Raw genomic sequence first — 16,702 nt, forward strand, 5'->3', positions numbered from 1 at the left:
GCAGGCCGATCGCCGAGCATCAGGCGATCGCGTTCAAGCTGGCGGAGATGGCCACCAAGGTGGAGGCCGCTCATCTGATGATGGTGAACGCGGCGAGGTTGAAGGACGCCGGCGCGCGTAACGACGTGGAGGCGGGGATGGCCAAGCTGCTCGCCTCCGAGTACTGCGCCGAGGTCACCCAGGAGGCGTTTCGCATCCACGGCGGTTACGGCTATTCCAAGGAGTACGAGATCGAACGCCTGATGCGGGAGGCCCCGTTCCTGCTCATCGGCGAGGGCACCAGCGAGATCCAGAAGACCATCATCAGCCGCGGCCTGCTCCGCGAATACAAAACCAAAAACTAACCCCACCCCCACCCGACCCACCCACCCAACCCATCCCACCCCGACCGCAGTGAAGGCCACCATGCCTGCGTTCAACGCAGTGAAGGTGGCCTTCACTGCGGTCGTCTGGGCCCTGCACTGCGGTCAGGGTCCGTGCCAGGTGCCCGACAGGCGGCCTCTCCACCGGCAGCTGCGGGCTACAGGGGCTCGTCGTGGTCGGCGCACCGCTACTGTCCTGGACGGTGGCGATCCTGCCGTCGTCGCTCTAGCAACGGAAGGAACCGAACGTGGAGATCAACGGTCATCGCCCGCAGGTGCACGACACGGCGTGGGTCGCGCCGGACGCCCGCCTCTGCGGCCAGGTGACGCTGCACGCCGAGGCCAGTGTCTGGTACACGTCGGTGCTGCGGGCCGACCTGGACTCGATAACGGTGGGCGTCGGCAGCAACATCCAGGACGGCTCGGTGGTGCACGCCGACCCCGGTTTCCCCGTGACCATCGGTGAGGGCGTGAGCGTCGGCCACCGCGCCGTGCTGCACGGCTGCACGATCGAGGACGACGCGCTCGTCGGAATGGGGGCGGTGGTGCTCAACGGAGCGGTCGTCGGCCGCGGCTCGCTCATCGCGGCGGGTGCCGTGGTGCTGGAGGGCACTCAGATTCCGCCGGGTTCGCTGGTGGCGGGCGTGCCGGGCAAGGTCCGCCGGGAGCTGACGGCCGAGGAGCGCGAGAGCACCGTTCACAACGCGGAGGCCTACCGGGCGCTCGCCACCATGCACGCGAAGGCCTCCAGCGCCGACTGATCACCTGAACGGGCTAGCCGGTGGATCTTCACCGGTCGCCGTGTTCGCGTGGTTTCATCCGTATTGGCAGGATGAGACCATGGGCGGAGCGCTGGTGAGGGCCCACAGCGCGGACTAATCGAGGCACAGGTGATGATCGTGACCGGTCCACTCTCATCGGGGCGGCAGGCGCCCGGTCTGCCCCGCCTTCCGACACCACCCACCGGCTGGCCGATCGGCTCGTACGGCACGTACGAGGAGGCGCAGCGAGCCGTCGACTACCTCGCCGACAACGACTTCACCGTCCAGGACGTGACCATCGTCGGCGTCGACCTCATGCTCGTCGAGCGCGTGATCGGCAGGCTCTCCTGGGGCCGCGTGCTGGGCACCGGCGCACTGTCCGGCGCCTGGTTCGGTCTCTTCGTCGGCCTGCTGCTCGGCATGTTCAACAGCTCGCAGGGCATGTCGTACGCGCCGGTCCTGGTCGGCCTGATCGCCGGTGTGCTGTTCGGCGTGGTGTTCGCCGCGCTCAGCTACGCGTCGTCCCGAGGGCGGCGCGACTTCTCCTCGGCGAGCCAGCTGGTCGCGGGCCGGTACGACGTCCTGTGCCAGCCGCGCAACGCCGAGAAGGGCCGCGATCTGCTCGCGAAGCTCGCGATGGGCAGGTCCGGCTGACGTTTCGTGGCCGCAGGGTGCCACCGACGGAGCAGGTCCGGCACTGAATCGTTACGGTGAGTGCTTGCGTGCTCTGATCGGCGGGCATAGGTTTTCGGCACCGGTCAGCGGCACACGGATGGTTGCCGTGAGGTTGGTTCTCACGCACGACGGGGTGCGAACGGGTTTCCCGCCCTGTCTGCGTGACATGGGAGGGAGACCAGATGGCGAAGCCCCCGACGTGGTCAAGGCGAGGCCGACCGCCCGCCAGGGCCGCGGGTCTACTCGGAGCGACGGTGGTGGGCGCGGGCCTGCTCACCGCCTGCGGGACCGAGGGCGGGATGAAGATCAACGTCTACTACGCGCCCGAGGACAACTTCCAGACGGTGGTGGACAACTGCAACGAGGACGCGAACGGTCGGTACGAGATCGTCTACAACAAGCTCCCGCGTGACGCGGACGGCCAGCGCGAGCAGATGGTGCGCAGGCTGGCCGCCGGAGACGACACGATGGACGTGCTCGGTCTCGACGTGACGTGGGTGCCGGAGTTCGCCGAGGCGGGCTGGGTCGAGGAGTGGACGGGCGCCAACAAGGCGGAGGCCGAGCGAGACGTCCTGCCCGGACCGCTGGAGACGGCGACGTGGAACGGCAGGCTGTACGCGGCGCCGAAGAACACCAACGTGCAGCTGCTGTGGTACGACGACCGCATCACGCCGGAACCCCCGCGCACGTGGGACCAGATGATGCAGATGTCCCGCGAGTTGCAGGAACGCGGTGAGCCGCACGAGATCCTCTTCACCGGGGCCCAGTACGAGGGCCTGGTGGTGGTCTACAACTCGATCGTCGAGTCCGCGGGCGGGCGCATCCTCTCCGAGGACGGGCAGTCGGTGGTGATGGACGAGGGCGCGGTGCGCGCGCTGGAGATCCTCAAGGAGGTCAGCGCCTCCGGGCTGACCGACCCGTCGCTGACCAACATGGAGGAGGACCAGGTTCGCCTTGCGATGCAGGAGGGCCGTGGCGCGTTCGAGCTGAACTGGCCGTTCGTCTACGCCTCCTACGCGTCGGAGAAGCCGGATGACCTCGAGCACTTCAAGTGGGCGCCGTACCCCGGCGTCGGGTCGAACGGCGACGGCCGCACCACGATCGGTGGCTACGACCTGGCGGTCAGCTCGGCGTCGCAGCACAAGCCCGAGGCGTTCGAGGCGGCGTTGTGCCTGCGGAGCGCGGAGAACCAGAAGTTCTCGGCGCTCAACGACGGTGTTCCGCCGACGATCGAGTCGGTCTACACCGACCCGCGCCCGCTCGACCCCTCGAAGCCTGCCGACCCGGAGAACAACCCGAGCATGGCGACCGAGTATCCGATGAAGGACACGATCCTGGAGGCGCTGAAGAACGCGGCCGTGCGGCCGTTGACTCCGGCGTACCAGAACCTGTCGACGGTGATGTCGAAGGTGCTGTCCCCGCCGTCGGACATCGATCCGGAAGGCACGGCGGAGCAGTTGCGTGAGCAGCTGACCGACGCGCTCGACTCGAAGGGCGTGATCCCATGAGCCACGCAGTCACCGAGGCACCGGCGAAACCCGCGCCTGCCAAGGGAAAACCGGCGCTGAGCGAGGGCAAGCGCGCGGAGCGGCGGCTGGGGCTGCTGCTGTGCGCGCCCGCGGCGATCGTGATGATCGCGGTGACGGGCTATCCGATCGCGTATTCGATCTGGTTGTCGTTGCAGCGGTACGACCTGCGGTTCCCGGACGAGCGGCAGTTCGTGGGTTTCGAGAACTACGTCGCGGTGCTCAGCAATTCGTACTGGTGGACGGCGTTCGGCACCACGATGTTCCTGACCGTGGTGTCGGTGGCGATCGAGCTGGTGCTGGGCATGGCGCTGGCCTTGGTCATGCACCGGACTCTCGTCGGCCGGGGGCTGGTGCGCACGGTGACGCTGATCCCGTACGGGATCGTCACGGTGGTGGCGGCGTTCTCGTGGTTCTACGCGTGGACCCCGGAGACGGGATATCTGGCCAACGCGCTTGCCGGCGAGAGCGCGCCACTGACCCAGCAGTGGCCGTCGCTGTGGTTGATCATCCTGGCCGAGGTGTGGAAGACGACGCCGTTCATGGCTCTGCTGCTGATGGCGGGGCTCGCGCTGGTGCCGGACGACCTGCTGAAGGCGGCGTCGATGGACGGGGCGAACGCGTGGCAGCGGTTCACGAAGGTGATGGTGCCGGTGATGAAACCGGCGATCCTCGTGGCGCTGCTGTTCCGCACGCTCGACGCGTTCCGCATCTTCGACAACATCTTCGTGCTCACCAACGGCGCCAACGACACGTCGTCGGTGTCGATGCAGACCTACAACAATCTCATCAAGGGTTTGAACCTAGGCATCGGCTCGACGATGGCCGTGCTGATCTTCATCACGGTCGCCATCATCGCGTTCATCTTCGTCAAGGTGTTCGGGACGGCGGCACCGGGTAGCGACCAAGGGGGTAGGCGCTGATGGCCATCGGAGGTGCGGTCACGACGGGCCGCAAAGCCAGGTGGGCGCTCGTCGACGTGATCGTCGTCGTGTACGCGCTGTTCCCCGTGCTCTGGATCGTCTCGCTGTCGTTCAAGTCCAAGGAGACGTTGTCGGACGGCAACTTCATCCCGCGCGAGTGGACGTTCCAGAACTACGCCGACATCTTCGCCACCAACGAGTTCATCCGGCCGCTGATCAACTCGCTGGGCATCTCGATCATCGCGACGCTGATCGCGGTGATCCTCGGCATGATGGCGGCCTACGCCATCGCCAGGCTCGACTTTCCCGGCAAGAAGCTGCTCGTCGGCATCTCGCTGCTGATCGCGATGTTCCCGCAGATCTCGCTGGTGACACCGCTGTTCAACATCGAACGCGAGCTGGGGCTGTTCGACACCTGGCCCGGTCTGATCCTGCCCTACATCACCTTCGCGCTGCCGCTGGCGATCTACACGCTGTCGGCGTTCTTCCGCGAGATCCCGTGGGAGCTGGAGAAGGCGGCCAAAATGGACGGTGCCACCCCGGGACAGGCGTTCCGGAGGGTCATCGCCCCGCTGGCCGCGCCTGGCGTGTTCACCACGGCGATCCTGGTGTTCATCTTCTGCTGGAACGACTTCCTGTTCGCCATCTCGCTGACGTCGACCGAGGCGTCGCGCACGGTGCCGGCGGCGCTGTCGTTCTTCACGGGTACCTCGCAGTTCGAGGACCCGACCGGGACGATCTCCGCGGCGGCCGTGGTGATCACCATCCCGATCATCCTGTTCGTGTTGTTCTTCCAGCGCCGCATCGTCGCGGGGCTGACCTCCGGTGCGGTTAAGGGGTAACGCAATGGCTGAGATCGTGCTCGACAAGGTGACCAAGCGGTACCCGGACGGAGCACTGGCAGTGTCCGAGATGGACATCGAGATCGCCGACGGCGAGTTCGTGATCCTCGTCGGGCCCTCCGGCTGCGGCAAGTCCACCGCACTCAACATGATCGCGGGACTGGAGGACATCTCCTCCGGCGAGCTGCGCATCGACGGCGCCCGCGCCAACGAGAAGGCACCCAAGGACCGCGACATCGCCATGGTGTTCCAGTCCTACGCCCTCTACCCGCACATGAGCGTGCGGGAGAACATGGCCTTCCCACTGCGGCTGGCGAAGGTCGACGACGCCACCGTGCGCTCCAAGGTCGAGGAGGCGGCAGCGATCCTCGACCTCACCCAGCACCTCGACCGCAAGCCGTCGAACCTCTCCGGCGGCCAGCGCCAGCGCGTGGCGATGGGCCGGGCGATCGTGCGTAGCCCCAAGGCGTTCCTCATGGACGAACCACTGTCCAACCTGGACGCCAAGCTGCGTGGCCAGATGCGCACCTCGGTGTCGAAGCTGCAACGCCAGCTCGGCACCACCACCGTGTACGTCACCCACGACCAGACCGAGGCCATGACCCTCGGCGACCGGGTGGTCGTGCTCCGCGGCGGGATCGTGCAGCAGATCGGCTCGCCGCAGTTCCTCTACGACCACCCGGCGAACCTGTTCGTGGCCGGGTTCATCGGCTCGCCGTCGATGAACTTCGTCCCCGCGACCCTCGAGGACGGCAGCCTGAAGACCCCGCTGGGCACCATCACGCTGACCGACCGCGTCCGCCGCCTCGCCGAGGCGGCCGACGCGCCCCGCGAGGTCGTGGCCGGCATCCGCCCCGAGCACTTCGAGGACGCGGCGCTGATGGAGGAGTCGCACCGCCAGGGCGGCTCGACGTTCACGGCGACCGTCGACGTGCTGGAGTCGATGGGCGCCGAGAAGTACGCCTACTTCACCGTCGAGGAGGAGCTCGCCACCACGGCCGAGCTGGAGGAGCTCGCCGCCGACGCCGGCGCCACCGACGTCCCCGGCACCGGCTCCGCCATCGTCACCCGGCTTTCGGCCAGCTCGGAGGCGCGGGAAGGCCAGCCGCTCGACGTCTGGTTCGACCCGGACCGTATCCAGCTCTTCGACCCCGCCAACGGAACCAACCTCACCTACTCGGGTTAACGCCCACCTGCCCCCAAGGCCACCTTTGCTTCGCCCGCCCGTCTCCCACCACCACCCAAACGGAGACGCTGACGCGCCGCAGCGTTGGCTCAACGCACCAAAGGTGGCCTTGGGGGCCTTTCTCTCCGCGTGTTCTCAGGGAACAGGTGCGACGATCTCGACGTTGACCTGAGGGAGCCTCGCGGTAGGGGAGGTCCGGATTGAACGCAGGGGGTCCGAGCGTCAGACGCGCTCGCTGGGCGGGTGCGTTCTCCGTGCTGGCCTGTGCACTTGCGGTGTTCGCGTTGCTGACGCTCGCGCGTTCGGTGCTCGCGATGACCTACCTGAACGTTCACTTCGCCGACGAGGTCGACCCGCTGTCGCGCGCGGTCAGTTACTACGTCTTCGTGGAGCGTGGCGCCGAAACATTCGACGCCGCGCTTTTCGCTGTCGCCATGGCGACAGCCACTATCTTGGTCGGCATGGCGCAGCTGCGCGTCCGCCTCGGTGCGCGCGCCGTGGTCGGCTTCGGCGCGTGGTGTGTCGCGCTGGTCCTTTGCGCCGTGTTCCCCACCGACAACTCCCCGCGCATCGAGACGGCCAGCGGCTGGATCCACCAGTTCGCGGGTGCCTCGCTGTTCGTCACGCTGCCGCTGGCGGGGCTCGCGCTGGCAAGGGCCCTCGGCACGCAGCCCGGCTGGGCGGACACGGCGCGCGTCCTGCGCGTGCTCGCGCTCGGCGGCGTCGTGCTCGCGCTGGCCTACCTCGCCGCCCGGTCGCCGGATCTCCTGGCGTGGTGGGAGTTCCCCGGTGTGCTCGACTGGCGGGCGGTCTCGGGCCTGATCCAGCGCGGCCTGTTCACGCTCGAGCTGGCCATGCTGCTCGTGCTCGCGGTCCGCCTGCTCGTGGTGTCGTGGACGGCCATCCGCGCGCCCCGGCGCACTGCCGACGAGCCGGTGCTGACGTCATGATCACCGTCGCGATCTTCTTCGCCGTGCTCGGCGCGGCGTGCAGCGCGATCGGCGCGCAGCTGCAACACGACGGGGTCCGCGCCGAGACCAAGGGCGGCAAGCTGACGCTGCGCAAGCTCGGCGACCTGGTGCGCAATCCGCTGTGGGCGCGTGGGTTCGCCGTGCTGTTCGCCTGCGCCGTGCTCCAGATCCTCGCGCTCACCTTCGCCCCCGTCACCGTCGTAGCGCCCATCGTGGTGCTGGCGCTGCCGATGGTCGCCCTGCTGAACGCGCGCGAGCTGGACGTCCCTGGCTGGATCGCCGTCGGCGCGACCACGGCGGCCATCGTGCTGTTCGTGACCCGCACGGCCGGTGAGGTGACCGAGCAGGAGATCCCGGCGAGCGCGGTGCTGCTGGCCGGCCAGTTCGTGGCGCTCGGCGTGGCACTGCTGGGCCTGCTCGCGGCGCTGAGCAGGGGCATCGTGCGGTGCGTTTCGCTCGCGATGGCGGCGGGTGCCGCGTACGGGCTCGTGACGGTGCTCATCCGCGACGTGACCTACACCGTCCGCACCGAGGGCATCTCCCATCTGCCGATGCTCTCGCTGGTCGCGCTCGCGGTTGCCTTCCTCGCCGGTTCCTGGTTCATCCAGCTCGGCTACGCCAGCGGACCGCCGGACGTCGTGGTCGGCGCGCAGACCATGCTCAACCCCGCGGTCGCCACCACGATCGGCTTCGCCGTGCTCGACGAGGCGGGCGGCATCAGCTCTGACTTCCTCACCACGCTCGTGGTGTGCGGCGTGATCGCGGTGAGCGGCATCGTGGTGCTCGCCCGACACCACCCGGAGGCCGTGGAACGCCGCCGCCTGCGCGGTGAAGCCCACACCTCCTCCTGACCCACACAACTGCAGTGAAGGCCACCTTCACTGCGTTCAACGCAGTGAAGGTGGCCTTCACTGCAGCGGGGCTGACCGTTGTGGGGTTACCTGCGGCGGCTGCGGAGGGCTTCGATCACGTCGTCGTCCCAGCGGTGGGTGCGGATGAGCCGGTAGCGCTCGCCCGCCACCCACATGTACGCCTCGGCCTCGGTTCGGTCGCCGATCAGGTCGGCCTGCCGCAGCATCCGCACCACCGGCTCGTACTCCGTCTCGTACCAGCGCGCCGCGATGGTGACCCGGTCGAGGAACGTGCCCCCGTCCTGCATGAGCCGGAACCCCCACGCCTCGACGTGCTCGCCGAGCTCCGCGTAGTCCCACGGGTCCGAGAGCACGATCGCCGCGCGTGCCTCCCCGGTCAGCGGCACACGTTCGAGGAAGAGCCGCCGGTAGTCCTTGACGATCAGGTCGCCGCGGTAGCGGATGCCGCTCGGGTTGAGCTTCGTGCGCACCTCGGTGACGTAGGCCTCGATCGATTCCAGCCCCAGCGCGTGCGCCACCGAAACGCGGTGGTGGCCGTCGATCACGAAGTGCAGCTCACCGATCCGGTACACCTCGATCGGCGGGATGGCCTCGCCGCGGCGGCTCGCCAGCGCGAGCCGTTCCCAGCGCTGCCTTACCCGCCCCGACGTGGGGCGGAACCGCCGGTCGAAGTCCCGTCCCCGGTCGACGCTGCCGACTATCGAGTCGAGCCGGATCACGCGCAGGCCGATGCGGCGCTCGCCCTCCCAGCCCAGCGCGTCGACGACCTCGTCGAACGGCAGCATGATGTTGACGTCGTCGGGCTCCCTGCGCAGCCACGTCGCCAGCCGCGAAAGGACCTGTCTGCGGCGGGCCCGCAGGAAGTCGTGCTCGGCGTCGGCCCTCGGGAACCCGGTCTCTCGCGAGCTCACGGAACTCCCACCCCCTGCCTGCCGAGTTCGAGCACGTGGGCGCCCACGACGTTGCGCACGCGCGTATCGCCCACGCGGTGCTCTCGGACCTTCTCGCCGTGCGGATGGATGTGGCCGTGCAGCAGCCAGCGCGGGCGCAGCCGCTCGACCGTCCGGTGCAGGCAGTCGAACCCATGGTGCGCGCGGTCCTCGCGGTCACCGACCCCGCGCGGCGGCGAGTGGGTCAGCAGCACGTCGACGGCCTTGCCGCGGGCCGAGCGCACCAGGCGCCGGGCGCGCCGGGCCTGCTGGCGCTGCGTCCACTGGTTCGGGCCCTCGTTGTAGCGGATCGACCCGCCGAGGCCCGCGATCCGCAGCCCGGCGACCTCGACGACGCGGCCGTCCGCGTTGACGCCCCCACACGGCCCAGGCCACCGGGCCGGGAAGCCCGCGCGCAGCACGAGCCCCCGGTAGCGGGTGAACCCGGTGAGGTCGGGGTCGTGGTTGCCGGGCACGAACACGAGCGGCTTCTCCAGCGTGTCGGCGAGGTGTTCGAGGTAGTCGAACGGCAGGTCGCCCGCACCCAGCACGAGGTCGACCGAGAGGCTCCGCACGCAGTCGGTCCAGAGCTTCTCGTCGACCTCGTCGGCGACCACCAGCGCTCGCGGCATACAGCCAGACTAAGCGGCTATTGCGTCCCGAGCGCGTAGTCGGGGTTCTTCGCGATGACGGCGACGACCACGACGATCCAGGTGATCGCGGCGGCCAGCGCCCAGAACTTGATGTTGGTCAGCATGCGGGGCATGGCATTCTCCAGTCGCATGTCGAACGATTCGGGTCAGAGCCAGCGGTTCTTCCGGAATATTCGATAAAGCAGCAGACAGATGATGAGAATGACGGCGATGATCATCGGATAGCCGTAGCGGGAATGCAGCTCCGGCATGTAGTCGAAGTTCATGCCGTAGATCCCGGCCAGTGCCGTGGGCACCGCGATGATCGCCGCCCACGCGGTGATCTTCCGCACGTCGGTGCTCTGCTGGAGCGTGATCTTGGCCAGCGTCGCGTCGACCAGCGTCGTGAGCAGCTCGTCGAAGGACTCGACGCGCTCGGCCACGGTCGTGACGTGGTCGTGGACGTTACGGAAGTACGAGCGCACGTCGTCGGGCACGAGCCGGGTGTAGCCCTCCGAAAGCCTGCGCAGCGGCGTCGCGAGCGGCGACACCGCCCTGCGCAGCTCCAGCACCTCGCGCTTCATCAGGTAGATCTGCTCGGACGTGACCTGGGTCCTCGGGGCGAAGACCTCGGTCTCCATCTCGTCGATGTCGTCCTCGATCTTGTCGGTCACCTCGAGGAAGTGGTCGACGACGTGGTCGGCGATCGCGTGCAGCACCGACGCGGGGCCCGGCACCAGCCGCTCCGGGTCGGCGTCGAGCTCGCGGCGCAGGTTGGCCAGGCCTGCGTGGTTGCCGTGCCGCACGGTGATGATGAAGTCGGTGCCGAGGAAGGCCATGAGCTCGCCGGACTCGACGATCTCGTTGGCCGTGGTGGGGGAGTCGTGCTCCACGTAGCGGACCGTGCGGAACACCATGAACAACGTGTCGTCGTAGCGCTCCAGCTTCGGCCGCTGGTGGGCGTGCACGGCGTCCTCGACGGCCAGCTCGTGCAGGCCGAACGTGTCGGCGACGCCCTGGATCTGCTCGGCGTCGGGCTGGTGCAGACCGATCCAGACGAAGCCCTCACCGCGCTCCCGGACCTCGCGGATCGCTTCGGCGTGCGTCCACGGACCAGGCTGACGGACCCCGTCGACGTACACCCCGCAGTCGACCACGTAGGCCGACGGCGGCACGGGCTTCGGCGGGGTGACCGCGCGCGCCGCACGGCCGTTGCCCCGGCCGCGCAGACCACCGAGGGAGGGAATCGCAGGCATGGGAGATCTCCTGGCTCGTCACTGATGAGGACGACGCACCGGACGAAAGACGTGAAACGTCCGCCCGGCACTGCCAGCGGACCCGGCCCGGTTACCGAGAGAGAACGTGCTCGGCCCAGGAGGGAACGCCGGCTGAACTAGGGAGCGGACTATCGCCACTACTCATCGTGCGTTCCTCACCTCCTCAGGCCGAAGGGTGGTGTTACTCGCGTTGACGCACCGCGCGCCAATGGTCAAGGGTACTCCCCAACATCACTGGACGTCGCCGCAGGGCGGTGTGACGTTACCGGCAAGGAGGCTACAGCGGTGCAGTTCGGGCGGTACTACGAGGAGTTCGAGGTCGGCGCTGTCTACAAGCACTGGCCCGGGAAAACGGTGACCGAGTACGACGACCACCTCTTCTGCCTGCTGACGATGAACCACCACCCGCTGCACATGGACGCGCACTACGCGGGGGAGACCACGGACTTCGGCAAGAACGTGGTGGTGGGCAACTACATCTACTCGCTGCTGCTCGGCATGTCCGTGCCCGACGTCTCCGGAAAGGCCATCGCCAACCTGGAGGTGGAGTCACTGCGTCACATCAAGCCGACCTTCCACGGTGACACCATCTACGGTGAGACCGAGGTGCTGGAGAAGACGCCGTCGAAGTCGAAGGACGACCGCGGCGTGGTGTACGTGGAAACCCGCGGCTACAAGCAGGACGGCACCGTCGTGTGCACGTTCCGGAGGAAGGTCATGGTTCCCAAGCGTTCCTACGGCGAGGCCCGGGGCGGCGAGCAGCCGGGCCGTCCGGTGCCCCATGAGTGACCTGGACAGAATCAAGCGCCGCCTGCGCCGCTTCGCCGAGCACGACGCGGGCGGCACCTCGCCGCTGTACGAGCACCTGGCGGCGCAGGCCGCCGAGGACGACGACATCGCGGGCCTGCTGACGGCGGCGGATCCGGAGGACGCGCAGCCCACGCTGCTGCTGGCCGCCGCGCACCGGCTCGTGCAGGCCGATCCGATCCATCCGCTGTCGCGCTACTACCCGTCGCTGGGCGGGTTCGACGGCGTCGACTCGCAGACGTGGCCGCTGTTCCGCGAGTTCCTGCTGGAGCGTGCCGACAAGGTGCGTGAGCTGGTGAGCACGCGGTTCACGCAGACCAACGAGGTCCGCAGGGCGACGATCCTGTACCCGGCGGTCGCGATGGTCGCCAAGCAGGCCAAGGGCCCGAAGGGCGCGGTCGGCCTGCTGGAGGTCGGGTGCAGCGCGGGCCTGCTGCTGGGCCTGGCCTCGTACGGCTACCACTACCAGTGCGACGGCGGAGAGCAGATCGCGGCGGGCCCGGCACGCACGCCCGTCGGGCTGCACTGCGCGCTGGAGCTCGGCGAGGGCGCGGCGCTGCCGAAGGTGCCGAAGAAGCTCGTGGTCGGCGCCAAGGTCGGGCTCGACCGGTCCCCGGTGGACAGTGCCGACGAGGACGAGCTCGCGTGGCTCGAGGCGTGCGTGTGGGCCGACCAGCCCGACCGGATCCGGTTGCTGCGCACGGCCGCGGCCGCGCAGCGCAAGGACCCGCCGGAGCTGGTGACCGGCGACGCCGTGGCGGATCTGGCCTCGGCGGCCGCACGGGTGCCCACCGAGCTGCCGCTCGTGGTGTTCACCAGCTGGGTGCTCGCCTACCTCGCCGCCGAGCAGCGCGCCGCCTTCGTGTCCGCGCTCGCCGAGGTCGCCGCCGACCGTCCACTGTGGTGGGTCACGGCCGAGCCGTACGAGTCGGCGCTCGTCCACGTGCTGCCGGGCCGCGACGAGCTTGCCTACACCCGCACCGCCCAGTCCGTGCTCGGCGTGGCCACGTGGAACGGCGGCACCGTGCAGGCGCAGGCGCTCGCGCTCGCGTCCTCGCATGGTCAGCGCATGACCTGGCTTGCCCGGTAGGCCGCCGCTGGACAGGATGGGGTGATGGCAGTCACCCCGGAACACGCGGACACGTGGCACACGCCGCTCACCCCGCTGTCGTTCCTGCGCCGGTCGGCCGAGGTGTTCCCCGACAAGGTCGCCATCGCCTACGGGGAGCGCCGGCTCACCTACCGCGAGTTCGCCGCGGAGACGACGAGAGTCGCGAGCGGACTGCGTGCGAGCGGCGTCGAGCCTGGCGACCGCGTCGCCTACCTGCTGCCGAACATCCCCGAGATGCTCGTCGCGCACTTCGCGGTGCCGCTCGCGGGCGGGGTGCTGGTGGCGATCAACACGCGCCTCGCGCCTGCCGAGATCCGGTACATCCTCGAGCACTCCGGCGCGAGGCTGCTGGTGGTCGACGCCGCGCTGCACGGCTCGGTGCCCGGTGACGCGCCCGTGCGGGAGATCGTGACCGTCACCGACCCGGCGTCCGGCGCGAGCCCGGACGCCGGTGCCGGCGGCATCTCCTACGCCGACCTGCTCGCGCGCGGGAGCGACGAGCCGCTCCCGTGGATGGTCGCCGACGAGCGCGCCACCATCTCGATCAACTACACGTCGGGCACCACGGGCAAGCCGAAGGGCGTGATGTACCACCACCGCGGCGCGTACCTGAACTCGCTGGCCGAGCTGGTCCACTCCCGGCACACCCCGGAGTCGCGGTACCTGTGGACGCTGCCGATGTTCCACTGCAACGGCTGGTGCACGACGTGGGCGATCACGGCGATCGGCGGCACCCACGTGTGCCTGCGGGCGCCTGCCGCCGCGGAGATCTGGCGGCTGCTCGACACCGAGGGCGTCACGCACCTCAACGGCGCGCCGACCGTGCTCAACACGATCGCCAACTTCGAGGGCGCGCATCCGCTCGCCCAGGAGGTCGTGGTGACGACCGCGGGCGCGCCACCGAGCCCGACGGTCATCAAGCGCATGACGGCGCTGGGCGCGCGGCTGGTGCACGTCTACGGGCTGACCGAGACCTACGGGCCCTACACGGTGTGCGAGTGGCAGGAGGGCTGGCCGAAGCTCGACGTCGAGGCGCGGAGCAGGCTGCTGGCCAGGCAGGGCGTCGGCATGGTGGTCACCGACGGCGTGCGAGTGGTCGCCGAGGACATGACGGACGTGCCGAGGGACGGCGTCACGATGGGCGAGGTCGTGATGCGGGGCAACAACGTGATGTCCGGTTACTTCGCCGACCCCGAGGCCACGGAGAAGGCCTTCCGCGGCGGCTGGTTCCACTCCGGCGACCTGGGCGTGTGGCACCCCGACGGCTACATCGAGCTGCGTGACCGGGCCAAGGACATCATTGTGTCGGGTGGCGAGAACATCTCCACGATCGAGGTGGAGGCGGCCGTCGACTCGCATCCCGCCGTGCTGGAGGTCGCCGTGGTGGGCGTGCCGCACGAGAAGTGGGGCGAGCGGCCCAAGGCGTACGTGGTGTTGCGGCCGGGCGAGCAGGTGAGCGCCGAGGAGTTGCTGGAGCACGTCCGCGGGCAGATCGCGCGGTACAAGGTGCCCGACGTGGTGGAGTTCGTCACAGAGCTGCCCAAGACGTCGACCGGCAAGATCCAGAAGTTCCAGCTGCGCGAGAGGGACTGGGCCGGAAGGGTGAGCCGCGTCCAGGGCTAGCGGTCACCCGCGCCGTGGGGAAGCACACCCCAGTCACGCAGGGTGGCCGCGAGCCCTTCGGTGAGTTCCCCCGCCGCGGCGAGTGCTCCGAAGGCGGCGGCGTCGACCCAGCGGGCGTCGGCCGCGTCGTCGCCCGCTTTCAGCTCGCCGCCGCTCACGGTGCACGCGTAGTCGTAGATGACGTACGACCCCCTCGTCACACTGCCGACGAGCTGACCAGCGACAACGTCCAGCCCGGTCTCCTCGCGCAGCTCACGGGCCAGTGCGTCGGCGTCGCTCTCGCCCTCCTCGACCCGCCCGCCCGGCAGCGACCACCGGCCGGCCGAGGGCTCGTGGCCACGCTGGATGAGCAACAGTCGGCCGGCGTCGTCGTGCACGATGCCGCCGACGCACCGAACCCCGCCCATGTGTAGTCCTCCATGTCACGCTCGGTAGTCAATGGGGCCGATTTGCGCAGTCCGCTGACCCAAGCGCAGGACTTTCCTCCCGTAACGCTGCGCAGTGCGGTACAAACTTAGTGGCACCTTGCCACCAGGTCTGCACTCGAGAGACGGGATTGATCGCCGTGAACGCGAAAAAGCTTGCGACTTTCGCTGGTATCGCGTTGGTTCTGTTCTTCGTGATCGCCCAACCCGGAAACGCGGCGGGCCTCGTGAACAACATCATCGGCTTCCTCCGCGACGCGGCGGAGGCCGTGATCACCTTCGTGAGCAACATCTTCAGCTGATCGACGCTACCCTTCCTCTATGTTCGCTCCGCGCGACCCAGACGAGTACCTCCTCGACACAGAGCGGAGGGTCATCCGGATCAGGCGGCACTGGTCCTGCCTGGCCTGGGACATGTTCGAGGCCATCGCGCTGATCGCGATCTGCGTGATGGTGTCGTACATCCTGCCGCCGTCGATGTGGGTGGTGCAGAACATCCTCTGGTACCTGGCGCTGCTGGTCGTGCTGCGCTTCGCGTACCAGGTGATCGAGTGGTGGGTCGAACGGCTGGTCGTCACCGACAAACGGTTCATCATGACCACCGGCGTCTGGACGACGAAGGTGCTGATGATGCCGATCACCAAGGTCACCGACCTCACCTACGAGCGCTCGTTCTGGGGCCGCATGCTCGGCTACGGGACCATGGTCGTGGAGTCGGCGGGGCAGATCCAGGCGCTGAACCGCATCGAGTACCTGCCGAAGCCGGAGGAGTTCTACGACACCATCTCGGCGCTGGTGTTCGGCGACAAGGCCAAGCAGGCGGAGCGGTTCTCCATGATCAAGGCGCAGCGCGCCGCGCGGGGTAAGCGAGTGGTCGGCTGATTCCCGCGCCGGGCGCGCTGGACAATGGACCGTGTGCGCATCGACCTGCATACCCACTCGACCGTCTCGGACGGCACTGACAGCCCCGCGGAGCTGGTGGCCACGGCGGCACGCGCCGGCCTGAACGTCGTCGCGCTGACCGACCACGACACCACCGCGGGCTGGCAGCCCGCGACCCAGGCTCTGCCACCGGGTATGCGGCTCGTTCCCGGGGCCGAGCTGTCCTGTGAGTCGGTCGACGCCTACGGCCGCAGGGTGAGCGTGCACCTGCTCGCGTACCTGTTCGACCCGACGTCGCCCACGATCGTCGCCGAGCAGCAGCGGCTGCGGCGCGAGCGGCGCGACCGGCTGCGGACGATGGCGGTGCACATGGCGGCCGACGGCCTGCCGGTGGACCCCGACGAGATTCTCGGTCTGCTCGACCCGGACGCGCCCGCGGGCAGGCCGCACCTGGCGCAGGCGCTGGTGCGGGCCGGGCTGGTGTCGTCGGTCGACGAGGCGTTCACGAGCTACCTCGGCAACGGGCGGGGCTACTACGTGCCCCGCCGGGACACGCCGGTGGAGACGGCGATCGAGATGATCGCCGACGCGGGCGGCGTGACCGTGCTGGCGCATCCGTTCGCGGCCTCGCGCGGCCCGACGGTGACCCCGGAGGTGATCGCCGACCTCGCCGAGTGCGGGCTCACCGGGCTGGAGGTCGACCACCCGAACCACGACTCCGAGACGCGCGCCGAACTGCGTGACCTGGCGAAGGAGCTGGACCTGGTGCGCACGGGGTCCAGCGACTACCACGGCACGAACAAGACGATCGCGATCGGCCAGGAGACCACGGACCCCGAGGAGTTCGAGGCGCTCGTCGCGCGGGCCTCGGGCGCCGCCGTGCAGGTGGGCTGAGCGC

Annotated in this window: 19 protein-coding genes; 15 read left to right on the plus strand and 4 right to left on the minus strand. The window is 69.0% G+C overall.

The features are described 5' to 3' along the window. The 9 genes from FCN18_RS28280 to FCN18_RS28320 all read left to right on the plus strand — a co-directional run. The coding region (locus FCN18_RS28280) for an acyl-CoA dehydrogenase family protein (protein WP_267285354.1) at positions 1–344 on the plus strand (344 nt) is incomplete at its 5' end. A gap of 266 nt (positions 345–610) precedes the next feature. Further along, the gene (locus FCN18_RS28285) at positions 611–1,123 is read left to right on the plus strand and encodes a gamma carbonic anhydrase family protein (RefSeq protein ID WP_407675797.1); all 513 of its coding nucleotides are present in this window, start codon (positions 611–613) and stop codon (positions 1,121–1,123) included. A gap of 132 nt (positions 1,124–1,255) precedes the next feature. Next, entirely contained in the window at positions 1,256–1,777 is a 522-nt protein-coding gene (locus FCN18_RS28290; RefSeq protein ID WP_112275998.1) for a general stress protein, read from the plus strand. Between the two features lie 203 nt (positions 1,778–1,980). Further along, the gene (locus FCN18_RS28295; protein WP_112276000.1) at positions 1,981–3,306 is read left to right on the plus strand and encodes an ABC transporter substrate-binding protein; all 1,326 of its coding nucleotides are present in this window, start codon (positions 1,981–1,983) and stop codon (positions 3,304–3,306) included. Further along, positions 3,303–4,247, plus strand: a complete 945-nt coding sequence (locus FCN18_RS28300) for a carbohydrate ABC transporter permease (protein ID WP_137096542.1) — start codon at positions 3,303–3,305, stop codon at positions 4,245–4,247. The genes FCN18_RS28295 and FCN18_RS28300 overlap by 4 nt, the downstream gene beginning before the upstream one ends. After that, a complete protein-coding gene (locus tag FCN18_RS28305) occupies positions 4,247–5,089 on the plus strand; it encodes a carbohydrate ABC transporter permease (protein ID WP_113644901.1) in 843 nt (280 codons plus the stop codon). Before FCN18_RS28300 ends, FCN18_RS28305 begins: the two co-directional genes overlap by 1 nt. A 4-nt stretch (positions 5,090–5,093) precedes the next feature. Continuing rightward, positions 5,094–6,275 (plus strand): ABC transporter ATP-binding protein, encoded by a 1,182-nt coding sequence (locus FCN18_RS28310; protein ID WP_112276006.1) that lies wholly within the window; start codon positions 5,094–5,096, stop codon positions 6,273–6,275. A 254-nt stretch (positions 6,276–6,529) separates the two neighbouring features. Then, complete coding sequence (locus FCN18_RS28315) at positions 6,530–7,225, plus strand: DUF998 domain-containing protein (protein ID WP_228714167.1); 696 nt, start codon at positions 6,530–6,532, stop codon at positions 7,223–7,225. Continuing rightward, positions 7,222–8,097 (plus strand): DMT family protein, encoded by an 876-nt coding sequence (locus FCN18_RS28320; RefSeq protein ID WP_112276008.1) that lies wholly within the window; start codon positions 7,222–7,224, stop codon positions 8,095–8,097. The genes FCN18_RS28315 and FCN18_RS28320 overlap by 4 nt, the downstream gene beginning before the upstream one ends. Before the next feature lie 86 nt (positions 8,098–8,183). On the opposite strand, the gene FCN18_RS28325 is transcribed toward FCN18_RS28320, so the two are convergent. The 3 genes from FCN18_RS28325 to FCN18_RS28335 all read right to left on the minus strand — a co-directional run bounded on the left by FCN18_RS28325 (position 8,184) and on the right by FCN18_RS28335 (position 10,935). Continuing rightward, positions 8,184–9,029: a ParB N-terminal domain-containing protein gene (locus tag FCN18_RS28325; RefSeq protein ID WP_113644899.1), complete on the minus strand. Its 846-nt coding sequence runs from the start codon at positions 9,027–9,029 to the stop codon at positions 8,184–8,186. Beyond that, entirely contained in the window at positions 9,026–9,679 is a 654-nt protein-coding gene (locus FCN18_RS28330; RefSeq protein ID WP_112276012.1) for a metallophosphoesterase family protein, read from the minus strand. Before FCN18_RS28330 ends, FCN18_RS28325 begins: the two co-directional genes overlap by 4 nt. 167 nt (positions 9,680–9,846) lie before the next feature. Continuing rightward, positions 9,847–10,935 carry a magnesium and cobalt transport protein CorA gene (locus tag FCN18_RS28335; RefSeq protein ID WP_112276014.1) on the minus strand — a complete coding sequence of 363 codons (1,089 nt, stop codon included), beginning with the start codon at positions 10,933–10,935 and terminating at the stop codon, positions 9,847–9,849. 306 nt (positions 10,936–11,241) lie between these two features. Here FCN18_RS28335 and FCN18_RS28340 point away from each other — a divergent pair, with 306 nt between their 5' ends. Genes FCN18_RS28340 through FCN18_RS28350 form a run of 3 tightly spaced genes read left to right on the plus strand, consistent with a single transcriptional unit; the run spans position 11,242 to position 14,497 of the window. Further along, the gene (locus tag FCN18_RS28340; protein WP_110335161.1) at positions 11,242–11,745 is read left to right on the plus strand and encodes a MaoC family dehydratase; all 504 of its coding nucleotides are present in this window, start codon (positions 11,242–11,244) and stop codon (positions 11,743–11,745) included. After that, positions 11,738–12,853, plus strand: coding sequence for a DUF2332 domain-containing protein (locus tag FCN18_RS28345; protein WP_112276016.1), 1,116 nt, complete (start codon positions 11,738–11,740; stop codon positions 12,851–12,853). The genes FCN18_RS28340 and FCN18_RS28345 overlap by 8 nt, the downstream gene beginning before the upstream one ends. A gap of 24 nt (positions 12,854–12,877) precedes the next feature. Continuing rightward, positions 12,878–14,497, plus strand: a complete 1,620-nt coding sequence (locus FCN18_RS28350) for an acyl--CoA ligase family protein (RefSeq protein ID WP_137096543.1) — start codon at positions 12,878–12,880, stop codon at positions 14,495–14,497. Here FCN18_RS28350 and FCN18_RS28355 read toward each other — a convergent pair. Next, complete coding sequence (locus FCN18_RS28355) at positions 14,494–14,904, minus strand: NUDIX hydrolase (RefSeq protein WP_112276020.1); 411 nt, start codon at positions 14,902–14,904, stop codon at positions 14,494–14,496. The two genes, FCN18_RS28350 and FCN18_RS28355, sit on opposite strands and share 4 nt — an antisense overlap. A 158-nt stretch (positions 14,905–15,062) precedes the next feature. Between FCN18_RS28355 and FCN18_RS28360 the strand changes: the two genes are divergently transcribed. The 3 genes from FCN18_RS28360 to FCN18_RS28370 are packed head-to-tail and all read left to right on the plus strand — an operon-like array spanning position 15,063 to position 16,698. Beyond that, a complete protein-coding gene (locus FCN18_RS28360) occupies positions 15,063–15,224 on the plus strand; it encodes a hypothetical protein (protein WP_168213889.1) in 162 nt (53 codons plus the stop codon). A gap of 19 nt (positions 15,225–15,243) precedes the next feature. After that, positions 15,244–15,804, plus strand: coding sequence for a PH domain-containing protein (locus FCN18_RS28365; RefSeq protein WP_112276021.1), 561 nt, complete (start codon positions 15,244–15,246; stop codon positions 15,802–15,804). 24 nt (positions 15,805–15,828) lie between these two features. Next, complete coding sequence (locus FCN18_RS28370; protein ID WP_112276022.1) at positions 15,829–16,698, plus strand: PHP domain-containing protein; 870 nt, start codon at positions 15,829–15,831, stop codon at positions 16,696–16,698. The last annotated feature ends 4 nt before the right edge of the window (positions 16,699–16,702 follow it).

Source organism: Prauserella endophytica, from assembly GCF_005146945.1.
Taxonomy (GTDB): domain Bacteria; phylum Actinomycetota; class Actinomycetes; order Mycobacteriales; family Pseudonocardiaceae; genus Prauserella_A; species Prauserella_A endophytica.